Origin of the sequence: Candidatus Rhodobacter oscarellae, assembly GCF_001078595.1 — a bacterium.
GTDB classification, from domain to species: domain Bacteria; phylum Pseudomonadota; class Alphaproteobacteria; order Rhodobacterales; family Rhodobacteraceae; genus Rhodobacter_B; species Rhodobacter_B oscarellae.
In genome coordinates this window covers 3,534,878-3,553,796 of record NZ_LFTY01000002.1, presented here as the reverse complement: position 1 = coordinate 3,553,796, position 18,919 = coordinate 3,534,878, and the positions used below count along the sequence as shown (strand labels likewise).

Genomic DNA, 18,919 nt, shown 5'->3' with positions numbered 1-18,919 from the left:
CACTGGTGGGCCGGCACCGTCAGGTGCGGCCGAACGCTCCTTGTGCTGAAAACATTTCAATCATGGATGCGGGGCGCTCAGGCGTTCTGCCGGAGCGCCATCGCCTCGTCACGGGTGAAGCGGAACCCGGTTCCATCCACCCACATCCGGTGCAGCACCACGCCGATGCGACGGGCCAGCGCCACGGTGGCACGTCTCTTCCCACGACGCTCGGCAAGGCGCAGCGCCCAGGACTTGAGCCAGTTCGGGCCGCCATGATGCAGCATCACGTTGGCCGCCTGGTAGAGCGCCGCCCGGAGACCTGCGTCTCCGACCTTGGTGATCGCGCCCACAATGGACCGCTCGCCGGATTCATCCCGCCCCGGCGTCAGCCCGACCCAGGGGCCAACATCACGAGATCGTTTGAAGCGTGTGGGATCATCGATCGCGGCCTTCACCGTCAGCGCAACGACGGCACCCACACCGGGCATGGTCATCAGCAGGCGACAGATCGGATCGATCTTCGCCTGATCGCGCACCATCTTCTCGAACCCCGCAAGTTCCCTTCGCAGCTCTGCGCGGGCACGCAGGATCGGCTCAATAGCCGCTTTCAGCACAGTATTGCCCGCCGCCAGGTCCCTGACCCGCTGGTCATAGCGACCTTTCGAGACGGGTCCCATCTTCAGGCCAAAGTTGCGCAACACGCCCCGCACCGACAGTTCCAACTGGATCAGTACCTTCTGGATCGCCTTGCGCGCCGTCAGCAACACGCGTGTTTCCTGAGCAGGAACCGACTTGCAGTGCACGGCGCTGAACCAACCCATCTGCAGGAGATGCGCGATCCCCTGTGCATCCCGCCGATCCGTCTTGATCGGGCTTGCTTTCAGCGCCGCCTTCACTTGCCGCGTTTCCATCAGGATCGCGGGTAGCCCGGCCTCGGTCAGCCCCTTGTGAAGCCATTGGGACAGTGGACCCGCTTCCAGGCCAATCCCGGTAATCTCGCAGGGCAAGGCCTTGAGGAAGCTGACCAACACTTCCGGCTCGCTGGCGACGTCAGTTTCCTTCAGGATCTTGCCGCGATCACCGAGCACGCAAACAGCCGTGCTTGCCAGAGAGACGTCCAGTCCGATAAAGATATCCATGTCGTTGTCCTTTCTATTCTTTGGAATTGAGGCGCGCCATCTGGCAAGACCTCGTAGACACGCATCATGCGTATCAAAGGGCAACGACACCCTCTCTGCGACACCGCTTCAAGCGTAACGACCGAGATTCGCGCCGAGGCCCATTACGGTATCTTCGGGCGACCAGCTTGTGCTGACGCTTGGGCAGGTCGCCCTGGACGCGGAGCTCAGCTTTGTCGCCGTGCCCCGGCGCGATGAAAGCGCGTTCGTGATGGCGGAGCTGAAGAACACCGGCGAGCTGCTGCCGCCAGCGATTGCCAAACTCTATCGCGGCGACCGCCTGGTGGGCGAGGCAGAGACCGACCTGATCCCATCGGGGGCCACCGCCAGGATCGGCTTTGGACCCGAAGAAAGCCTGCGCCTGGACCATGCGGTGCTTGACCGCGAGACCGGCGACCGCGGGCTGGTGTCGGTCACGAACACGCGCGACGAGACCGTGCGGTTATCAATCGAGAACCTCGGGGACGTGACGCGCAATGTGCGTCTGCTGCATGCACTGCCCTATTCCGAGCAGGAGGACCTGGTGGTGACCACGCGCGCCCGGCCCAACCCAAACGAGACCGATATCGAGAACCGGCGCGGCGTTTCCGCCTGGTCGATCCAGGTTGGCGCGGGTGCCACAGAGACGATCACCCTGACCCACAACCTAAGCTGGCCGGACGGGATGGAATTGTTCTGGCGGCCCTAGAGCTACCGCCGCGCGCGCAGGAACTCCATCAGGCGGCCCACCCCGCCGGGCACCACCAGGAAGGACAGCCCGAACCCCGCGAAGAACCCCAGGATACGCGGCGCGACGCCCGTTGTGCTGCCATAGATCAGCGCGAAGACCACATGAATGCCCATCAGTAAGGCGATGAGCGTGAAGGCTTGGCGCTGCGGCCCGCCCGCCGCCACCTGACGCAGCCACAAAAGGAACGTGTAGGCCCCGATCAGCCCATATGCGCCAGGCAAGCCCCCGAACACCGGGAACGGGTCGTTGAAGATCAGCCAATAGAGCAGCGACGCCAGGATGCTGGACCCCAGAAACACCGCGGGCACCGCCCATTCCGACATCGCCTCGCCCACCATCTTGCCCAGCGCCAAGGTGAAGACCAAGGCGAAGACAACCGACATAAAGCTGGGGTGCACGAATGGATGCGTGACGATGCGCATAAGGTGCTCTGGCGGCCAGAGGTTGCGGTCGACCATCTGCGAGAGCACGTCTGGGAAGAATGCGAACCGCTCCACCGCGTCGGCGCGCCAACCGATGGCCGCGGGCCCGCCGATCAGCCCGTTCTCGCCCGCCTGGAACGCCAGCTCTGGCAGCACGATCAGAAGCGCCAGCAGCATCACGCTAAGCGGCAGCGGGTTCACCGGGCTTTCGTCGTAATGGCTCATGTCTTGCGTCCGTTCTGCCTGCGCCCGCCATGTGACATCCCATGGCCAACGGGTCAACGCCGCGAAGGCTTGCCGCGGCGCCATTCGCGGTGCAGAGTTTCGGCGAGGTACCGCAAGGGAGGCGATGATGGCAGACGGACAGCCGAAGGCTTGGGGCATCAACAACGACTACGCCAAGCTGCATGACGTGCTGCTGGGCAAGCCGGAGTTCTACCGCTGGGTCGAGGCCGGGCCGCTGATCGGGCGCACCCTGGCCAATGCCGACCGCACCGGCCACAAATTCGGTCTGCAACTTGCCATGCAGCAGCATTCCGAGATGGTCTCGATCTACGAAGAGAACGGCGTCACCTGCCACTACCTGGACGCCGACGAGGCGCTGCACCGCAACTTCTTTGCGCGCGACAGCTCTGCCATGACGCCCTGGGGCGCCCTGATCTGCCACATGCAGCTGAAGGTGCGCCGCGCCGATTACGTCACCGCGATCAAGTTCTACCAAGAGGCGGGGATCCCGATCTGGAACTTCGCCACGGCTGGGCATTTCGAGGGCGGCGATTTCAACATCATCGAGCCCGGGCGGGTGCTGATCGGCTATTGCGGCGAGCGCTCCGAGAAGGCGGGCTCCGAGCAGGTCGCCGATTGGGTCCGCGCCGAGGGCTGGGAGGCCGTCGTCGCCCCCATCAGCCGCGAATTCGTGCATATGGACGGCTTGATCGTGCCCCTAGCCGAGAAGCTCGCCGTCGCCTGCGTGGACGCGATGGAGCCCTGGCTGGTGGACATTGTGCGCGGCTGGGGGATCGAGATCGTCGAGGTCGAGTATCGCGAGGCCAAGAATCTGGGCGTGAACCTGGTGGCTCTGGGCAACGGCAAGGTGCTGTCGATGGCCGGCGCGACCGAGCTGAACGCCAAGATGCGCGCCCTGGGCTTTGAGGTTTACGACCCGGATATGTCGATGTTCACGCTTGGCGGCGGCGGCGTGCATTGCCTGTGTCAGGCGCTTTGCCGCGACGATGCGTAAGGAATTTGCCGCGCGACAACCTCTTAATTCACTGATATATAATGTCTATTTATCTACTAAATTAATAGTTTGACAGCTCTCTGCTGTTCTGCCTACGCTTTAGGCAGCCGGAGATTACGGCTTTAAAACGAAATTTGGGAGGAGACGAGATGCGCAAGTATCTACTCTCCGCGACTGCGGCTGCGGCCGTCATCGCGGGGTCTGGTGCCGCTTTTGCTGACGCCGCGGCGGCCACGAAATGGATTGACCAAGAGTTCCAGCCATCCACCTTGTCGAAAGACGAGCAGATGGCCGAGATGCAGTGGTTTATCGACGCCGCCGCGCCGTTCTCGGGCATGGAGATCAACGTGCTGTCCGAGGGCATCCCGACGCATGGCTACGAATCCGAGGTCCTGACCAAGGCCTTCGAAGAGATCACCGGCATCAAGGTGAACCACCAGATCCTGGGCGAGGGCGAGGTCGTGCAGGCGGTGCAAACCCAGATGCAGACCCAACGGAACCTCTATGACGGCTACGTCAATGACAGCGACCTGATCGGCACGCATTCGCGGCTGCAGCTGGCCTATAACCTGACCGAGCAAATGGCGGGCGACTGGGCGGCCACGACCAGCCCGACGTTGGACCTGGAAGACTTCATGGGCATCCAGTTCACCACCGGGCCGGATGGCAACCTCTACCAGCTGCCCGACCAGCAGTTCGCGAACCTCTACTGGTTCCGCAAGGACTGGTTCGACGACGAGGGCAACAAGGCCGCGTTCAAGGCCAAGTACGGCTATGACCTGGGCGTGCCGGTGAACTGGTCCGCCTATGAGGACATCGCCGATTTCTTCTCTAACGACGTAAAGGAAATCGACGGCGTCGCGATCTACGGCCACATGGACTACGGCAAGCGCGCGCCCGATCTGGGCTGGCGGATGACCGACGCCTGGCTGTCGATGGCCGGCGCCGGATCGAAGGGCGAGCCGAACGGCATCCCGATCGACGAATGGGGCATCCGCATGGAAGCGGGCAGCTGCAACCCGGTCGGCGCCTCGGTCGAGCGCGGCGGGGCCGCCAACGGCCCGGCGGCGGTCTACGCGATCCGCAAATGGGACGAGTGGCTGCGCAACTACGCGCCCCCGGGTGCGGCGTCGTTCGACTTCTACCAGTCGCTGCCCGCGCTTTCCCAAGGCAACGTGGCGCAGCAGATCTTCTGGTACACCGCCTTCACCGCCGACATGGTGAAGCCGCAGTCAGAAGGCAACAACACGGTGGACGCCGATGGCAACCCGCTGTGGCGGATGGCGCCGTCGCCCCACGGCCCGTACTGGGAAGAGGGCCAGAAGGTCGGCTATCAGGACGTGGGTTCCTGGACCTTCCTCAAGTCCACCCCGTCGGACCGCGCCCAGGCCGCTTGGCTCTATGCGCAGTTCGTGACCTCTAAGACCGTGGACGTGAAGAAAAGCCATGTTGGCCTGACCTTCATCCGCGACAGCTCGGTCAACCACGAAAGCTTCACCGAGCGCGCGCCCAAGCTGGGCGGATTGGTCGAGTTCTATCGCTCGCCGGACCGCGTGGCATGGTCGCCCACGGGCATCAACGTGCCGGACTACCCCAAGCTGGCGCAGATCTGGTGGCAACAGATCGGTGACGTGAACTCGGGCGCCTTCAGCCCGCAAGAGGCGATGAACCGCCTGGCCGAGGAGATGGACGTGACCATGGCCCGGATGCAGTCGGCTGACGAGGCCGCCGGCATCTATGGCGGCTGCGGCCCGCGCCTGAACGAAAAGCAACCGGCCGAGTTCTGGTACGCCAATGGCGGCGCCAAGCCCCCGCTGGAGAACGAGAAGCCGCAGGGCGAGACCGTCAACTATGACGAACTTGTCGCGCGCTGGAACCAGTAGCGCCAAGCGCTTGAGACACGATGTAGGGCGGGACCAGTCCCGCCCTACATGCAGAGGGACCGGGGTAGAACATCCATGACGATAGAGCTGAAGGCCGCCTCCAAGACGCTGCGCGGCATCACCCATATCAAGCCCACGTCTCTGGTCATGGAGGCTGGGCGTTTTAACGTTCTGCTCGGGCAGACCGGATCGGGCAAGACCTCTCTGATCAAGCTGATGGCCGGGCTGGACCCGCTGGCCTCGGGACAGATCTGGATGAATGGCGAGGACGTCTCGAAGCTGTCCACGCAAAAGCGCAATATCAGCTTGGTGCACCAGTTCTTCGTGAACTACCCGCATATGTCCGTCTTCGACAACATCGCCTCGCCGCTGCGCGTGGCCGGGATGGCCAAGTCCGAAATTCAAGGCCGCGTCGAGGAGGCCGCCGACATCCTGCAGCTGCGCCCGATGCTGAACCGGCGCCCGCAGGAGCTTAGCGGCGGGCAGCAACAGCGCTGCGCCCTGGCCCGTGCCATCGCCAAAGAAAGCCGCGCGGTGTTCCTGGACGAGCCGCTGGCGAACCTGGATTACAAGCTGCGCGAGGAGCTGCGCGAGCAACTGCCAGAACTTTTCGCCGGGCGCGGGGCCGTCGTGGTTTACGCGACCTCCGAGCCCGAGGAGGCCCTGCTGCTTGGCGGGGTGACCGCGCTGATGGAGGACGGGTCGGTCTCGCAATTCGGGCCGACCGCGCAGATCTACCGCGACCCGGACAGCCTGACCGCGGCGCGGGTGTTCTCTGATCCGCCGATCAACGCCGCCCAGATCACCAAGGCCGGCACCACCGCATCATTGCCCACCGGGGCGAGCTGGACCATGCAGGGCGACGCCGCCAATCTGCCGGACGGCGCCTACACCGTGGCGATGCGCCCGCATCACGTCACGCCGCAGCGCACATCAGAGGCGGATGTCGCCCTGAACGGCGTGGTGCAGGTCACCGAGCTTTCCGGCTCGGAATCCAGCGCGCATTTCCAGATGGGCGCGAATGGCTGGGTCTCGCTGGCCCACGGCGTGCACCCCTATGAGGTCGGCGCCGAGCACCAGTTCTTCATGGACGCCGCAAAGGCGCTTTACTTTACCCAGGACGGAAGGCGCGTCGCGTGACCCAAATGTTGTCGAACATGGCTCGCCCCTTTTCGTGCATCCAGACGGAGGTGCGGTAGTGGCCAAGATCACGCTCTCTAACCTGCGCCACTCCTACCTTGCCAACCCCAAGGGGCCAGAGGACTACGCGCTGAAGGAAATCGACCTGGATTGGATGGACGGCGGCGCCTACGCGCTGCTTGGGCCGTCCGGTTGCGGCAAGTCGACCCTGCTCAACATCATATCCGGCCTGCTGTCGCCCTCGGAGGGGCGCATTCTGTTCGACGACCAGGACGTCACCGCCTTGGCGCCAGACAAGCGCAACATCGCCCAGGTATTCCAGTTCCCGGTGATCTACGACACCATGACTGTGCGCGAGAACCTGGCCTTTCCGCTGCGCAACCGCGGCGTGGCCGCGTCCAAGATCGCCGAGCGCGTGGCCGAGATCGCGGCCCTGCTGGAGGTCGAGGAGATGCTGGACATCCGCGCCGCGCATCTTTCCCCCGACAACAAGCAAAAGATCTCGATGGGGCGCGGCTTGGTGCGCGACGACGTCAACGTGGTCATGTTCGACGAGCCGCTGACCGTGATCGACCCGCATCTCAAGTGGAAGCTGCGCAGCAAGCTGAAAGAGCTGCATCAGCGCGTTAAGGCCACCATGATCTACGTCACCCATGACCAGACGGAAGCGCTGACCTTTGCCGACCAGGTCGTCGTGATGCAAGACGGTGAGGTGGTGCAGATCGGCACACCGGTCGAGCTTTTCGAGCGCCCCCAGCACACATTCGTGGGCCATTTCATCGGCTCGCCGGGCATGAACCTGCTGCCCGCAGAGGAAAGCAGCGGCGGGCGCGTGTCCTTCCAGGGCCAAGGCGTTGCGCTGGAGGGGCCGATAAAAGGCGCGGGCGGGCTGACCCAGATCGGCATCCGCCCGGAATACGTGACCCTTGGCGCGGCGGGCGTCGAGGCGCAGGTCCGCAAGGTCTCTGATGTCGGGCGCCACTGCGTGGTCGAGGCGATCGCGGGCCCCACCCTGGTCAAGGCCATCGTGCCCGGCGACCCGCCCCTTCAGGGCGAGACCGTGCATCTGGGCTTTCGACAGGATCAAACCCGCCTTTACAGAGACGGCTGGGTCGCAACGGAGGCCGCGACATGAGAACGGAAAACCAAAAGGCCTGGTTCTTTGTGCTGCCGGTCTTGCTGCTGGTCGCGTTCAACGCGCTGGTGCCGATTATGACCGTGGTGAACTACTCGGTGCAGGAGACCTTTGGGAATAACGTCTTTTTCTGGCAAGGGTTGGACTGGTTCGAGCAGATCCTGCGCTCGGACCGCTTCCAGGCGGCGCTGGGGCGGCAGTTCCTGTTCACCTTCCTGATCCTGATCATCGAGGTCCCTTTGGGCATCGCGATTGCACTGTCCATGCCGCGGCAGGGGTTCTGGGTGCCCGTCTGCCTGGTGACCATGGCCCTGCCGATGCTGATCCCGTGGAACGTGGTGGGCGCGATGTGGAACATCTTCACCCTGCCCGAGATCGGCCTGCTGGGCTATCTGATGAACAACACTTTGGGCATACCCTACGACATGACGCAGAACCCCTTTGCGGCCTGGGTCACGATCATCACGATGGATGTCTGGCACTGGACCTCGCTGGTGGTGCTGCTGAGCTATGCGGGGCTGGTGTCGATCCCTGACGCCTATTACCAGGCGGCCAAGATCGACGGCGCAAGCCCCTGGAAGGTGTTCCGCTACATCCAGCTGCCCAAGATGAAGACCGTGCTGACCATCGCGATCCTGCTGCGGTTCATGGACAGCTTTAACATCTATACCGAGCCCTTCGTGCTCACCGGCGGCGGGCCGGGCAACTCGACGACGCTGCTGTCGATTGACCTGGTCAAGATCGCGCTGGGGCAGTTCGACCTGGGCCCCGCCGCGGCGATGAGCCTGATCTACTTTGCAATCACGCTGCTGGTCTCGTGGCTGTTCTACACGCTGATGACGAAGGATGACGTGAAATGAGAAAGCGTTCGCTCGTCCCGATCCTTTACATCGCCTTCCTGATGCTGCCGATTTACTGGCTGGTGGCGATGAGCTTTAAGACGACCGGAGAGATCCTGTCGGGCTTCAGCCTGTTCCCGCAGACATTCACGCTCGAGAACTACCGGGTGATCTTCACCGATCCGACCTGGTATTGGGGCTACATCAACTCGATCCTCTACGTGTCGCTGAACACGGTGATCTCGGTCTGCGTGGCGCTGCCTGCGGCCTACGCGTTCTCGCGCTACCGGTTCCTGGGCGACAAGCAGCTGTTCTTCTGGCTTTTGACGAACCGCATGGCCCCCGCGGCGGTCTTCGCCCTGCCCTTCTTTCAGCTTTACTCTTCGGTGGGGCTCTTTGACACGCATCTGGCCGTCGCGCTGGCGCATTGCCTGTTCAACATCCCGCTGGCGGTCTGGATCCTCGAGGGCTTCATGGGCGGCGTGCCCAAGGAGCTGGACGAGACGGCCTATGTGGACGGTTATTCCTTCCCGCGCTTCTTCGTCACGATCTTTCTGCCGACGATCAAGGCGGGGGTCGGCGTGGCGGCTTTCTTTTGCTTCATGTTCTCGTGGGTGGAGTTACTGCTGGCCAAAACGCTGACAGCGGTGGAGGCAAAACCCATCGCGGCTACGATGACCAAGACCGCGTCCTCGGCGGGGTATGAGCTGGGTCTGTTGGCGGCGGCGGGCACGCTGACGATCATCCCCGGCGCCATCGTGATCTACTTTGTCCGCAACTACATCGCCAAGGGCTTTGCCCTGGGGAGGGTCTAATGCGCTGGTTGATATTCATTGGAGCGCTTTCGCCCGTGGCGGCCCTGGCGCAGGGCTGGGGCAACGTGGCCAAGCAGGAAGAGTCCCAGGGGTTTTCCTGGACGGACCCGCTTTGGCCGTCCTTCTGGATGGCCTGGACGCCGGCGACCTTCGCGCTGTTCTGCGGGATATTCGCCGCCATGGGGCTGCTGACGATCCTAGAGATCCGCCGCCCAGGCGGAGATGAGCGCCGCGGCATACTGGGCCTGACAACCACGCGCGGGGACCGGCTTTTCATCTCGCTTCTGGGCACGGCCTATATCTTTTTGGCCTGGCTGGGGCTGGTGGGGCAGCCTGTTTGGGCTCCGCTAGGGATCAGCGTGGCCTGGATTGGGTTCTGCTTTTGGAAGGCGTGAGCGGCGCGCTTCTCCCAACGCGCGGCTATTTTCTTGAATTACTATTTGTTTCGTAGATACTGCCATAGCGGGAAGAATGGGCGCTGCCCACGATAGGGTCAGAAATGAAACCAAAAAGAAAGTACGAGCTTCTGACCGAGGTCGAGCTGGAATTTATGAATATCCTTTGGGCTCTGGATGAGGGCACCGTGCGGGACGTATTGGACCAACTACCGTCAGAGCGCAGCCTGGCCTACACGTCGGCGGCGACCATCCTTCGCATTCTGGAGCAGAAGGAATTCGTCACCAGCCGGAACCGCGGCAAGAGCCATGTCTACAAACCGACCCTGGCGAAAGACGTTTATCAAATGCGCTCGCTTAAGGATCTTTCCGTGAAGCTTTTCGACGACGCGCCCGCCTCGCTGGTGGCGCGCCTGGTCGACGACAACGAACTGAGCGAAGAAGCATTGGGGCAAATCCGGGCACTTGTGGATCGGAGGTTGAAGAATGATACCGGTTGAAGCCGTTCTAGATGCCTACATCAATGCCAACATCCTGATTGTCGTAGCCTTTGCCCTATGGAGCGCGGTGGCGTTTGCGCTGCGCCGCGTTGGGCTTGAACACAGCTACGGGACCCAATTACAGCTGCTGAACACGGTGTTCCTGGCGATCTTGCTGTCGCCGTTCCTGGTGATGCTGTTTTTCGCCGCGCAAAGCGCCGGGGTCGCCAAGGGCGTGAATGTGAACCTGTCGGACATGGTCGTGTCGCACTTCCTGAACGGCGGGTTCGAGATGAACGCCACGCAGTTCGAGCGCCTCTTGCAGATCCGCGAAACGCTCATCACCAATATCGCTAACGCCGCGGGCATTAGCGCCTGGATCGCGATCTCGGCCTTCCTTGCGGGACTGCTGATTGGCGTGGGGCGCCTGATTTACTCGATGTATTGCCTGCAGGTGATTGTCTCGCAAAGCTACCACCTGCGGCGCTTTGGCCGGCTGCGGATCCGGGTGTCGGACCGCACTCTTGTGCCGTTTTCAACGCGCGGGCTGTGGTACTATCACGTCGTCATCCCCGCCCAGATGATGGGCGAACAGGGCGACGTGCTGCGCGTCTCACTGGCGCATGAGTTCCAGCACCTGCGCCAGGGCGACATCGAGTGGGAGATCATCCTGGAGGCCCTAAAGCCCTTCTTTTTCCTCAACCCCGCCTTCCACGCCTGGAAGCGGCGCGTGGAGGGGCTGCGCGAGCTGAGCTGCGACCACCAGGTCATGTCGCGTGGCCGCATAGGTCGCCGAACCTATTGCGACACGCTGCTGTCGGTCTGCCAGCAGACGCTCAGGCGCGACCGGAACTTTGTGATCGCCGTGCCAAAGGTGACCCTGGTCACCGCGGACCGCACGGCGATTGGGCGCGGCAAGCAAAGCCTGCTAGAACAGCGCATCAACTCGATCCTGGACGCCCGGATGCTGCGCAACCCAAAGCTCGTCTATGCGGGTATCATGATCCCCATGACCGCAGCGGTTCTGTTGACCGCCGTGGCGATCCAACGCCCCGCGGATTGGAGCCAGGATCGACTGACCCTATCCACGGTGGTGAATTTGGAGCGCCTGGATGAGATCAATCGGCTTTCGACATTTGGGCGGATACGGAACTAGGCCAGGCATACGGCTTCCCTCTCACAGAGGCCCGCCAAGGCAAACCTTGCCGGCGTTTTGGGGTCGGGAAGTTGTTACCCGATGGATTCGGGGCCGTCGCCATTGGTGCTCGAACCAATGGCGCACGCGCTGGCAACTCCATCCGAATGGCCAGTGGCCTCCCCCGCTAGGCGATGACTTGGTTCAGCGTTCGGACGACGCGTTCCGAGGGCAACGAGAAGCCCACCTCAATGTGCAATCCCTCGCGGTTGAAGCCATCAAGCACATTCAGTGCGCGGAATGAACGACCATCGGCCAACTGATCTGCCATGAAGTCCAATGACCGGACCTGATTTGGCGCTTCAGGCACCGCCAACGGCTCTGGCTTCTCACATTGTAGTCGTTTCTTGGGTTTAATCCGCATGTTCAACTCCAGTTCGCGATAGATGCGATAAACGCGCTTATGGTCCCAACCGAAGCCTTTTACGTTGCACAGGTGCAGGAAGCACAGGCCAAAGCCCCACGTCTTCTCGGCATTGGTCAGCGTCACCAGCCAGTCCGCGATCGGCTCATTCTCATCACTGAGCCTGGGCTGATACCGATAGCAATTCTCGTTTACGGGGCTTTCGTGGCCCCGCTGGGGCCACGGTCCCCTTCAACTGCTGAACGCACGGCAGGCGCCGGGGTGATCTCATACAGCTCCAACGGCCTGCATTCGGTGAAGTGCAGCGTCTCACACAAAGTGCGATCTCGCACGAGTTGTTTATGGGCGATATCAAGGAAAGCGGTGCGCTCTTTCACATTCAGGCAGAGGCGGCGTCCTGGCTGTCATAGTGGCTCAATTCGCTGATACTTAATAAGTATCCCAAAAGCTGTTAAGCCGACAATCGGGATCGGCTTGTTATTCCATGCGTTCGTGGGCGGCAGGCGCATGGAGACTTAACAAGTCTATGCATTCCATTCAGTGACGGAAGTGCGAACAAAGCCGCTATTGGCAGTTCTCTGTTTGCGGCTGCGCCCAGCGGTTGGGCCGCATGTCCGCCGCGGGGGCGGGCGGGTCAGCACGTTGGTCGCGGGGCTCGTGACCAAAGGGTTAACCCTGCGCGCGGCGGTTTCGGGGGTGGGGCCGCGCATCGGGAGGTTAACGCCTTATTTTGTTGAGAAAACCCGTGTCGGCAAAGCGTCGGCAATGTGTCGGCCTTGCGTATGGCACCTCGTATGGCAGAAGGGTGGAAAGCGCCCGAGTTAACGGACCGCGCGGTGGGTTTGGGGTTTGTTGAGGCTCGGATGGGCCTGTGAGCATTATGCCGCGGAGTTTGATGCCTTCACAGCGGCCAACGTCACGGATCGGTCCAGAAAAACGTCGAGGTCCAGTCGCTATGCCAGGCAGAGCCGTCGGTTGGGGGGAATAGAAAGACAGTGTTGATTAGGCATTCGCTGCCCTTCGGGGGGGTCACGTTGACATGGCCATCAGCATCGGTGCGCAGCCGGTCGGTGAAGAGCCTGCCGTCTGGGGTCCGGCAGAACAGCGCAGCGGGTTGGCCTGCGGTATCGGAGCTTGCGCTGAAGAGCTGAAAGCCAGTCTCCGTTTGCACCCATTCATGGTGCAGGCCGACGCGGCGATCTTTGCCCGATCGCGTGCCAAAATGGACCAGGGTCTTTGAGAGGCGGCGATAGGTTTCGCGGATCTTACCGTCTTCGTCCGAAAGCGGGCTTACACCTTCAAGCGCTGCTTCGGCACCGATATCACGGACGAATTTCAAGAACTTGTCCTGCTTGTTATAGATCAGCCGCTGATTGAAGGAGGTCACCGCCAAGATGTGCAGCCCCTCTGAGAACGCGCGCAAAGAGGCGTCCCTTTCGGCCAGCTTCTGGTTCTGCAGCGATTGCTCGGTTTTGGGCCCGATCCATCGAGCGATCTCATAGGCGCGTGGCTGAAACGGGAATCTTTGCCCTGCCAAGTCTTCACCGATCCAGACCTCGGGGGTGAGGGTCGCATCAAGGGCAAGGACCTGCGCGGGGGATCTGATCCAGAACTCGTGGGCCTGGGCCGGGGTGAGGAAGGCCGTCTGAAAAATCAGTGCCAGAAGCAGGTTACGCATCGCTCAATATACCTATTGCAATCACGGGCCCCGTTGGTGCCCCGGTTGGAGAGCCGCCGACGGGCTCTAGGCTGACCGCGAGGGTGGCCCCTGCGGCGACTTGTTGAGTGTCGGGCAGCGCAAAAACACCGCCCGGCGCAAAGACCCCAAGCGAGACGGGCGCGGCGCCATTTGGTAAGAGCCAAAGCTCGAAGGATCGGTCCTCCGCGGGCAGGTCTCCGGCGGCGAGCGTTATCTGAGCCTCGGCTTCCTCGCGCCTTAGTTCCAAGATGAACTGGTAAGGCGTCTCGGGGCTGGCCAGCCTGGCCCGGAGATCAGGCGCGGATGGATCGAAGCCCCAGTTGACCAAGAACAACGCCACCAAGAGCGCGGCGGTCACGGCGCTCAGAAGTGGCGGCAGGAACCGGCCCCAACGGCCCGCCTTAGCAAAGAGTTTGCGGTCGATCTTGGCCTTGATCCTCCTGGAAGGTGTCATGCTGCCGTAATCCGAATTGAAGCCCGAGAGATGATCCTGCCAGCGCGCGATGAGGGCGGCAAAGCTGGTGTCGCGGCGCATCCGCGTCTCGGCCTTTCGGCGCCCTTCCAGCGGCAAGACCCCCACAACATATTCTGCCGCAATTGTGTTATCGCTTTGATCTGATGGGTCAAATTCGGTCATGGTCTGGCATGCTCCAGGCAGGCTTTCAGGCGCAACAAGCTGCGCCGAAGCCATGTGCGCATGGTGTTGAGCGGGGTGTCAAAGCGGGTCGCGAGCTCTTGATAGGACCAGCCCTCAAGATAGGCCGCGCGAACGGCCTCGGCGCGTTTGGTGTCAAGCTCCTCTAAGCAGGTATTGATCTGCGCCCGCACCTCGGATTGGGCATAAGCGGTCTCGGGCGTCGGTTTGTCGTCGGGCAGCTCCTCTGCCATCTCAATCGGCGCCACCGGCACGGTTCGGGCGCGCAGCTTGTCGATGGCCAGGTTCCGCGTGATGGCGATAAGCCAGGAGATTGGCCGCGCCTGGCCCGGTCGAAAACTATCGGCGCGGTGCCAGATCCGAATATAGGCCTCTTGCAGCACATCCTCGGCCTCAGAGCGGCTGCGCATCATCCGCAAGGCGACCGCAAAAAGACGCCCCGAGGTGAGCTTGTAAAGCTCGTCAAAGGCGCGCCTGTCCTTGAGCGCGACCCGCGCGAGGCAGGCCTCGAGCGCTGCATGTTCCTGAATGCCCTGCATTTCGACCTCCTACCCATGCACCTAGTAGAGGCCGCCGATCTCAAGCCGCACCGGCTGCCGCCCCGCTGGCGGCGTTGCGCCGGGTTGTGAGGGGCGGATGTCATCGCGCGCCTTCTCCAACGCTTTCAGCCGGGCCTCGTATGTTGATTTCAGGCTCCGATCCGACCGCAGAACGGTGGGCTTGAGAAACACAAACAGGGTGCGCCGGGTGCTGCTGCGCGCGCGGGATTTGAACAGGTTGCCCAGAACGGGAATGTCCCCTGCGCCCGGCACCTTCTGCAGGCTGTTCAGGTCGTCGCGCGTGATCAGCCCGCCCAGCACCACCGTCGAGCCGCTTTGGGTCAGGATGCTGGTCTCGATTGAGCGGCGATTGGTGATCAGGTCGGCCGCCCCTTCGACATTGGCATTGACGAGCGACGAGACCTCTTGGCTGATATCCAGACGCACCGTGTTGCCCGCATTGATCCGCGGCAGCACGTTCATGGTCAGCCCCACATCGCGGCGCTCGATGGTGGTGAAGGGCTGGACTGTGTTGCCATCGGTGGCGAAGGTGCCCGTGCGAAACGGCACGTTCTGGCCAACCACGATGGAGGCGGGGCGGTTGTCGAGCGCCATCAGCGAGGGCGTCGACAGAAGGTTGGCGCTTGTGCTTTGGCTAAGCGCCTGAACCAGCAGCCCGAAATCGCTATTGCCCAAAGAGAAGGAACCGCCAGCGGTTGCAAACGCCGCCCTCGGCGCGCCGATTGCCGCCAGCAGGGTGCCGAGCGCGCCGCCGCCATTGCCAAAGGAGGTCGCGGCCAGCCCGCCCGGTGGGGCCAGCTCGCCCAGACCCAATTGCGCGCTGAGCCGGCGCGCCGCTTCGCCCGAGACTTCGACGATGGCGGCCTCGATCAGAACCTGTGGCCGCCTCTGGTCCAGCTCTGCGATCAGGGCCGCCACCTCGGACAGCTGCGCATCCGTGCCGCGCGCCACGATGGCGTTTTGCGCCTGATCCGCCGCGATGGTGACGGGTTGCTGATCCTGCGTCGCGGCCGCGGCGTTTAGGCTATTGTGCTGCGCGTCTTCCGCGACGGCATTGGTCGCGGGTGTGCCCGCCCCGGTCAGGGCGGCGGAAAGGATGCCGGCCAGCTGCTCGGCCTCGCCAAACCGCAGCGCGAAGACCCGAGTACGGCGCGCCACTGTCGGGTTGCTGATGGGGGGGACATCCATGGCCAGGGCCAGGGTCTCGACCTCCTCAAGCGCCTCCGGTGTGCCCCGGATCAGCAACGTGTTGGAGCCTGGATCGACCGAGAGTCGCGCGCCGGAGGGATCTGCGCCCAGAACCTCAATGATGGCCGCGCCGACAATCGCGGCCTGAGTATTGCGAAACTGCAGCACGCGGGTCAGGCGCGTCTCGTCCTGATCGAGACCCTGGGCGATGGCCTCAACGCGCCGAACGCCCTCTGCCGTGTCAGTGATGAGCACCGCATTTGGGTCCTCGAGCGCTTCGATGGACGCGGATGAGGCCACCAGCGGGCGCAAGACCCGCACGGCCTCGGCGGCTGGCACGTTGTCCAGCAAGATCATTTGGGTCACAAAATCCTGGCTGCCCACCGCGCCGGTATCGCCGACCACTTGGGCGACGGCCCGCGCAGCATCAAGGGGCACGATTTCCCAGATGGCGCCGCTTTGCGCGGCGTGAAACCCGCGCGCCCGCAAGATGGATTGAAAAAGCTCCCAGGCGCCTGCCTGATCCAAAGGCTCGGCCGATACGACAGTGATCTCGCCGCGCAATTCTGGGTGGACGATGAGCGTGCGCTGGGTGATTTCGGCGATCTGCTCGGTCAGGATGGCCACATCGGTCTGGCGCAGATTAATGGTAAAGGTCTGGTCCTGTGCCTGAGAGGCGGGGACAAATCCAAAGATTGCGTTGGCGAACAAAAGGACAAACAAAATGCGCATAGCTCACCTCAGCGGAAAGGAGAAAGACAAGACCTGCCCACCGCGCTCGACTTCGAGACGCGCATGGCCTGAGGCCGCGATCACATCGTAAAACCGCCGATCCTGCTCGGGGTCTCCCACCGCCTGGCCGTTGACGCTGCGCACCAGATCGCCGGATTTCAGCCCAGCGAGGCGCACGCCGACGTCATGGCGATCAGCGATGACATAGCCGTCATCGGTTGGTTTGAGCCCGATTTCTTGCAAGACGGCCTGCGGGTTCTTGCGGATACGGTGGCGCCAGTAGTCGATGTATTCAGAGGTGGTCTCGGGCGCGCCGGGCTTTTCATACTTCGCGGGCACAACCAGCTCTTGGCCCATCCGCGACAGGAGCGTCGGGGCGTCAGCCGCGTCCGGGTCGGGTTTCGCATGGGCAGTTTCGGTCGCCTCGTCAAAGCGCAGGGTGATGACGCCCGCCTCATCCTCAAGCTCGACAAAATCGACGGCAATGCGCGTCAGGATCAAGGCGTCAGTCACGGGCATGTCTTGGCGAAACAGGCCCGGCGCGCCGCCAACATACAAGAGCGCGGTGGACGCGCCCCCAGCGGAGGCAAAAATGCCCCGCAAGACCAGATCGGGCCGACCGGGCTTGGCAGGGTTGAGGTCGCGCACAGGCGTGGCCGCCTGTCCAAAGGGTGCGGAGGCGATGATCGCCGCCACATCGACGGGCGCGGCCTTGGCCGGGCGCGTGTCTGCGATGGGAGGAGCGGCGTGCAGAACCACGATCCCGGCCTGGTGGCGGACCACGGGAGGTAAGGCCCATGCCACCGAGCCAAGCGCCGCCAGAGCGACGCCAACGCGCCACAAGTGATCCACGCGGCGCATCACGACGCCCCGCCATCTGTCGCCACATATCCGGTGAGATAAGCAAGCGGCGCGTCCGGGTCGGCGGCGGGTGCGACGGATATGTCCACCCGGGACAGCTGGGGATCACCCGTCGGGCGCAGCACCGCTTCAACCTGCCACTGGGTCTGGGCCATGCGCAGGCGATCCTCGGGGTCATTTGCGCCCAATTGCAGCTCGACCAGAGTGTTTTCGGCCACCCAAAGCGCGACAACACGGTCAGAGACGCTGACTACGCTGCTTGTGTGGGCCTCGGCCGCGGAAAGCAGCGCCTTGGCGGAGACAGAGATCACGACCAGCGCGACCAGCGCCTCCAGCAGGCTGAAGCCCGCAGTGTTCGGTGATCTCTTGTTAGCCATTCTCATCTCTCACCACCTGCGCACGGACGCCATCAAAGCTGACGATGCTGGCCCGTGCCCCCGAACCGAAGGTCACAACGAGGCGGTCGCGGGTATCGGGGACCAAATTGCCCGAGACGCTGTAGACCGCCGTGCGACCGGCTTGTTCAGTGTTACGCGTGGTGGTCGGGAAAAGTTTCACCCCCGCCAGAAATGGGTCGGAATGCGGGTGCCACGCCCCTTGGTCGTCCTGCTGAACAAGCTCAAGGGCGCCGTCGGATTGGCGGATGCCGAAAGCCTGCCCGGTGGCGAGCGCGTGACCCGCCGCGCGGTCCAGGGCCGAGACCAGCGCCAGCGCGCTGAGATCGGCGCGTGCGGGGTCCCGGGCGCTTGGCAGCGCCAGGACAACGGCCCCCGCCATGATGGCAAAGAGCGCCAGCACCACGAGCATCTCGATCAAGGTCACGCCCGCCAGAGACGGGCGCGCGGTCATTGGCCCGCCCGCTTTGTCTCTTGGCGCAACGAGATGTCAGCCTCGACGCCCTCACCGCCGGGGGCGCTGTCGGCGCCGTGCGAGACCAGATCAAAGCGGGCGCCCTCTGCGCGGTAGACATAAGGCGCGCCCCATGGATCGAGTGGCACGGTGCTGAGATAGCCACCCTCGGGCCAGCTGCGCGGCAGGGGCGGGCTGACCGGGCGCACGGCCAGGGCCGCAAGCCCCTGCGCGGTTGTGGGGTAGGCCCCGTTGTCCAACCGGTAGAGCTGCAGCGCGCCCGCGATAGAGCGCAGGTCGGTCCCGACCACCGTGACCCGCGCCTCATCCGGGCGCCCGATCACATTCGGCACGATTAGGGCCGCCACGACCGAGATCATCACCAAGACGACCATCATCTCGATCAAGGTGACCCCCGCGTTGGGCGCGCGGCGGCGCGCGTCCAGGTCTTTCGTATCAATGAATTCAGCCATGAAACTATTCCCTTCTGAGTCGCGTATTGCTGAGTATATAGGCGCAAAAATATGCGCTGTAAACACAAAAAATCAAGCAAAAACAATGCTTTAGATTGGTATATG

Annotated in this window: 20 protein-coding genes and 1 pseudogene; 10 read left to right on the top strand and 11 right to left on the bottom strand. The window is 63.0% G+C overall.

What is annotated here, in order from left to right; genetic code table 11:
- Positions 1-77: 77 nt before the first annotated feature.
- Entirely contained in the window at positions 78-1,121 is a 1,044-nt protein-coding gene (locus tag AIOL_RS26030; RefSeq protein WP_049641827.1) for an IS110 family transposase, read from the bottom strand.
- Between the two features lie 142 nt (positions 1,122-1,263).
- Here AIOL_RS26030 and AIOL_RS21760 point away from each other — a divergent pair, with 142 nt between their 5' ends.
- Entirely contained in the window at positions 1,264-1,848 is a 585-nt protein-coding gene (locus AIOL_RS21760) for a DUF4139 domain-containing protein (protein ID WP_082152731.1), read from the top strand.
- A gap of 2 nt (positions 1,849-1,850) precedes the next feature.
- Here AIOL_RS21760 and AIOL_RS21755 read toward each other — a convergent pair whose 3' ends face one another.
- Entirely contained in the window at positions 1,851-2,537 is a 687-nt protein-coding gene (locus AIOL_RS21755) for a rhomboid family intramembrane serine protease (protein ID WP_049644913.1), read from the bottom strand.
- 127 nt (positions 2,538-2,664) lie between these two features.
- On the opposite strand from AIOL_RS21755, the gene AIOL_RS21750 reads away from it, so the two are divergent.
- The 9 genes from AIOL_RS21750 to AIOL_RS21710 all read left to right on the top strand — a co-directional run bounded on the left by AIOL_RS21750 (position 2,665) and on the right by AIOL_RS21710 (position 11,394).
- The gene (locus AIOL_RS21750; RefSeq protein ID WP_235439130.1) at positions 2,665-3,552 is read left to right on the top strand and encodes a dimethylarginine dimethylaminohydrolase family protein; all 888 of its coding nucleotides are present in this window, start codon (positions 2,665-2,667) and stop codon (positions 3,550-3,552) included.
- A gap of 149 nt (positions 3,553-3,701) precedes the next feature.
- Positions 3,702-5,435: an ABC transporter substrate-binding protein gene (locus tag AIOL_RS21745; RefSeq protein ID WP_049644911.1), complete on the top strand. Its 1,734-nt coding sequence runs from the start codon at positions 3,702-3,704 to the stop codon at positions 5,433-5,435.
- A 75-nt stretch (positions 5,436-5,510) separates the two neighbouring features.
- Positions 5,511-6,575, top strand: a complete 1,065-nt coding sequence (locus AIOL_RS21740) for an ABC transporter ATP-binding protein (protein ID WP_049644910.1) — start codon at positions 5,511-5,513, stop codon at positions 6,573-6,575.
- Positions 6,576-6,633: 58 nt separating this feature from the next.
- On the top strand, positions 6,634-7,710 hold the full coding sequence (locus tag AIOL_RS21735; RefSeq protein WP_049644909.1) for an ABC transporter ATP-binding protein: 1,077 nt from the start codon (positions 6,634-6,636) through the stop codon (positions 7,708-7,710).
- Complete coding sequence (locus AIOL_RS21730; RefSeq protein WP_049644908.1) at positions 7,707-8,570, top strand: carbohydrate ABC transporter permease; 864 nt, start codon at positions 7,707-7,709, stop codon at positions 8,568-8,570. The genes AIOL_RS21735 and AIOL_RS21730 overlap by 4 nt, the downstream gene beginning before the upstream one ends.
- The gene (locus tag AIOL_RS21725) at positions 8,567-9,364 is read left to right on the top strand and encodes a carbohydrate ABC transporter permease (RefSeq protein ID WP_049644907.1); all 798 of its coding nucleotides are present in this window, start codon (positions 8,567-8,569) and stop codon (positions 9,362-9,364) included. Before AIOL_RS21730 ends, AIOL_RS21725 begins: the two co-directional genes overlap by 4 nt.
- Positions 9,365-9,492: 128 nt before the next feature.
- The gene (locus AIOL_RS21720; protein ID WP_049645605.1) at positions 9,493-9,759 is read left to right on the top strand and encodes a DUF2160 domain-containing protein; all 267 of its coding nucleotides are present in this window, start codon (positions 9,493-9,495) and stop codon (positions 9,757-9,759) included.
- A 104-nt stretch (positions 9,760-9,863) separates the two neighbouring features.
- Positions 9,864-10,259, top strand: coding sequence for a BlaI/MecI/CopY family transcriptional regulator (locus AIOL_RS21715; protein WP_049644906.1), 396 nt, complete (start codon positions 9,864-9,866; stop codon positions 10,257-10,259).
- Positions 10,246-11,394 (top strand): M56 family metallopeptidase, encoded by a 1,149-nt coding sequence (locus tag AIOL_RS21710; RefSeq protein ID WP_049644905.1) that lies wholly within the window; start codon positions 10,246-10,248, stop codon positions 11,392-11,394. Before AIOL_RS21715 ends, AIOL_RS21710 begins: the two co-directional genes overlap by 14 nt.
- A gap of 169 nt (positions 11,395-11,563) precedes the next feature.
- Here AIOL_RS21710 and AIOL_RS21705 read toward each other — a convergent pair.
- The 9 genes and pseudogenes from AIOL_RS21705 to gspG form a co-directional block, all read right to left on the bottom strand.
- Positions 11,564-11,992, bottom strand: a pseudogene (locus tag AIOL_RS21705) (IS3 family transposase); the annotation flags it as partial.
- Between the two features lie 721 nt (positions 11,993-12,713).
- Positions 12,714-13,475 carry a hypothetical protein gene (locus AIOL_RS21700; protein ID WP_049644904.1) on the bottom strand — a complete coding sequence of 254 codons (762 nt, stop codon included), beginning with the start codon at positions 13,473-13,475 and terminating at the stop codon, positions 12,714-12,716.
- On the bottom strand, positions 13,468-14,133 hold the full coding sequence (locus AIOL_RS21695; protein WP_160314545.1) for an anti-sigma factor: 666 nt from the start codon (positions 14,131-14,133) through the stop codon (positions 13,468-13,470). The genes AIOL_RS21700 and AIOL_RS21695 overlap by 8 nt, the downstream gene beginning before the upstream one ends.
- Positions 14,130-14,690 (bottom strand): sigma-70 family RNA polymerase sigma factor, encoded by a 561-nt coding sequence (locus tag AIOL_RS21690; RefSeq protein WP_049644902.1) that lies wholly within the window; start codon positions 14,688-14,690, stop codon positions 14,130-14,132. The genes AIOL_RS21695 and AIOL_RS21690 overlap by 4 nt, the downstream gene beginning before the upstream one ends.
- Positions 14,691-14,711: 21 nt before the next feature.
- Positions 14,712-16,631, bottom strand: a complete 1,920-nt coding sequence (gspD, locus tag AIOL_RS21685) for a type II secretion system secretin GspD (protein ID WP_053101337.1) — start codon at positions 16,629-16,631, stop codon at positions 14,712-14,714.
- A gap of 3 nt (positions 16,632-16,634) precedes the next feature.
- On the bottom strand, positions 16,635-17,495 hold the full coding sequence (locus AIOL_RS21680; protein WP_152912635.1) for a hypothetical protein: 861 nt from the start codon (positions 17,493-17,495) through the stop codon (positions 16,635-16,637).
- Positions 17,492-17,869, bottom strand: a complete 378-nt coding sequence (gene gspI / locus AIOL_RS21675) for a type II secretion system minor pseudopilin GspI (RefSeq protein ID WP_049644900.1) — start codon at positions 17,867-17,869, stop codon at positions 17,492-17,494. Before gspI ends, AIOL_RS21680 begins: the two co-directional genes overlap by 4 nt.
- Complete coding sequence (locus AIOL_RS21670) at positions 17,862-18,341, bottom strand: pilus assembly FimT family protein (protein ID WP_049644899.1); 480 nt, start codon at positions 18,339-18,341, stop codon at positions 17,862-17,864. Before AIOL_RS21670 ends, gspI begins: the two co-directional genes overlap by 8 nt.
- Positions 18,338-18,814 (bottom strand): type II secretion system major pseudopilin GspG, encoded by a 477-nt coding sequence (gspG, locus tag AIOL_RS21665; protein ID WP_049644898.1) that lies wholly within the window; start codon positions 18,812-18,814, stop codon positions 18,338-18,340. Before gspG ends, AIOL_RS21670 begins: the two co-directional genes overlap by 4 nt.
- Between the last annotated feature and the right edge of the window lie 105 nt (positions 18,815-18,919).

What these genes read in the sequence shown, in the direction of transcription:
- AIOL_RS26030 (WP_049641827.1), bottom strand. Translation starts at nt 1,121, where the DNA reads ATGGATATCTTTATCGGACTGGACGTCTCTCTGGCAAGCACGGCTGTT.
- AIOL_RS21755 (WP_049644913.1), bottom strand. Translation starts at nt 2,537, where the DNA reads ATGAGCCATTACGACGAAAGCCCGGTGAACCCGCTGCCGCTTAGCGTG.
- AIOL_RS21750 (WP_235439130.1), top strand. Translation starts at nt 2,665, where the DNA reads ATGGCAGACGGACAGCCGAAGGCTTGGGGCATCAACAACGACTACGCC.
- AIOL_RS21745 (WP_049644911.1), top strand. Translation starts at nt 3,702, where the DNA reads ATGCGCAAGTATCTACTCTCCGCGACTGCGGCTGCGGCCGTCATCGCG.
- AIOL_RS21740 (WP_049644910.1), top strand. Translation starts at nt 5,511, where the DNA reads ATGACGATAGAGCTGAAGGCCGCCTCCAAGACGCTGCGCGGCATCACC.
- AIOL_RS21730 (WP_049644908.1), top strand. Translation starts at nt 7,707, where the DNA reads ATGAGAACGGAAAACCAAAAGGCCTGGTTCTTTGTGCTGCCGGTCTTG.
- AIOL_RS21725 (WP_049644907.1), top strand. Translation starts at nt 8,567, where the DNA reads ATGAGAAAGCGTTCGCTCGTCCCGATCCTTTACATCGCCTTCCTGATG.
- AIOL_RS21720 (WP_049645605.1), top strand. Translation starts at nt 9,493, where the DNA reads ATGGCCTGGACGCCGGCGACCTTCGCGCTGTTCTGCGGGATATTCGCC.
- AIOL_RS21715 (WP_049644906.1), top strand. Translation starts at nt 9,864, where the DNA reads ATGAAACCAAAAAGAAAGTACGAGCTTCTGACCGAGGTCGAGCTGGAA.
- AIOL_RS21710 (WP_049644905.1), top strand. Translation starts at nt 10,246, where the DNA reads ATGATACCGGTTGAAGCCGTTCTAGATGCCTACATCAATGCCAACATC.
- AIOL_RS21700 (WP_049644904.1), bottom strand. Translation starts at nt 13,475, where the DNA reads ATGCGTAACCTGCTTCTGGCACTGATTTTTCAGACGGCCTTCCTCACC.
- AIOL_RS21695 (WP_160314545.1), bottom strand. Translation starts at nt 14,133, where the DNA reads ATGACCGAATTTGACCCATCAGATCAAAGCGATAACACAATTGCGGCA.
- AIOL_RS21690 (WP_049644902.1), bottom strand. Translation starts at nt 14,690, where the DNA reads ATGCAGGGCATTCAGGAACATGCAGCGCTCGAGGCCTGCCTCGCGCGG.
- gspD (WP_053101337.1), bottom strand. Translation starts at nt 16,631, where the DNA reads ATGCGCATTTTGTTTGTCCTTTTGTTCGCCAACGCAATCTTTGGATTT.
- gspI (WP_049644900.1), bottom strand. Translation starts at nt 17,869, where the DNA reads ATGGCTAACAAGAGATCACCGAACACTGCGGGCTTCAGCCTGCTGGAG.
- AIOL_RS21670 (WP_049644899.1), bottom strand. Translation starts at nt 18,341, where the DNA reads ATGACCGCGCGCCCGTCTCTGGCGGGCGTGACCTTGATCGAGATGCTC.
- gspG (WP_049644898.1), bottom strand. Translation starts at nt 18,814, where the DNA reads ATGGCTGAATTCATTGATACGAAAGACCTGGACGCGCGCCGCCGCGCG.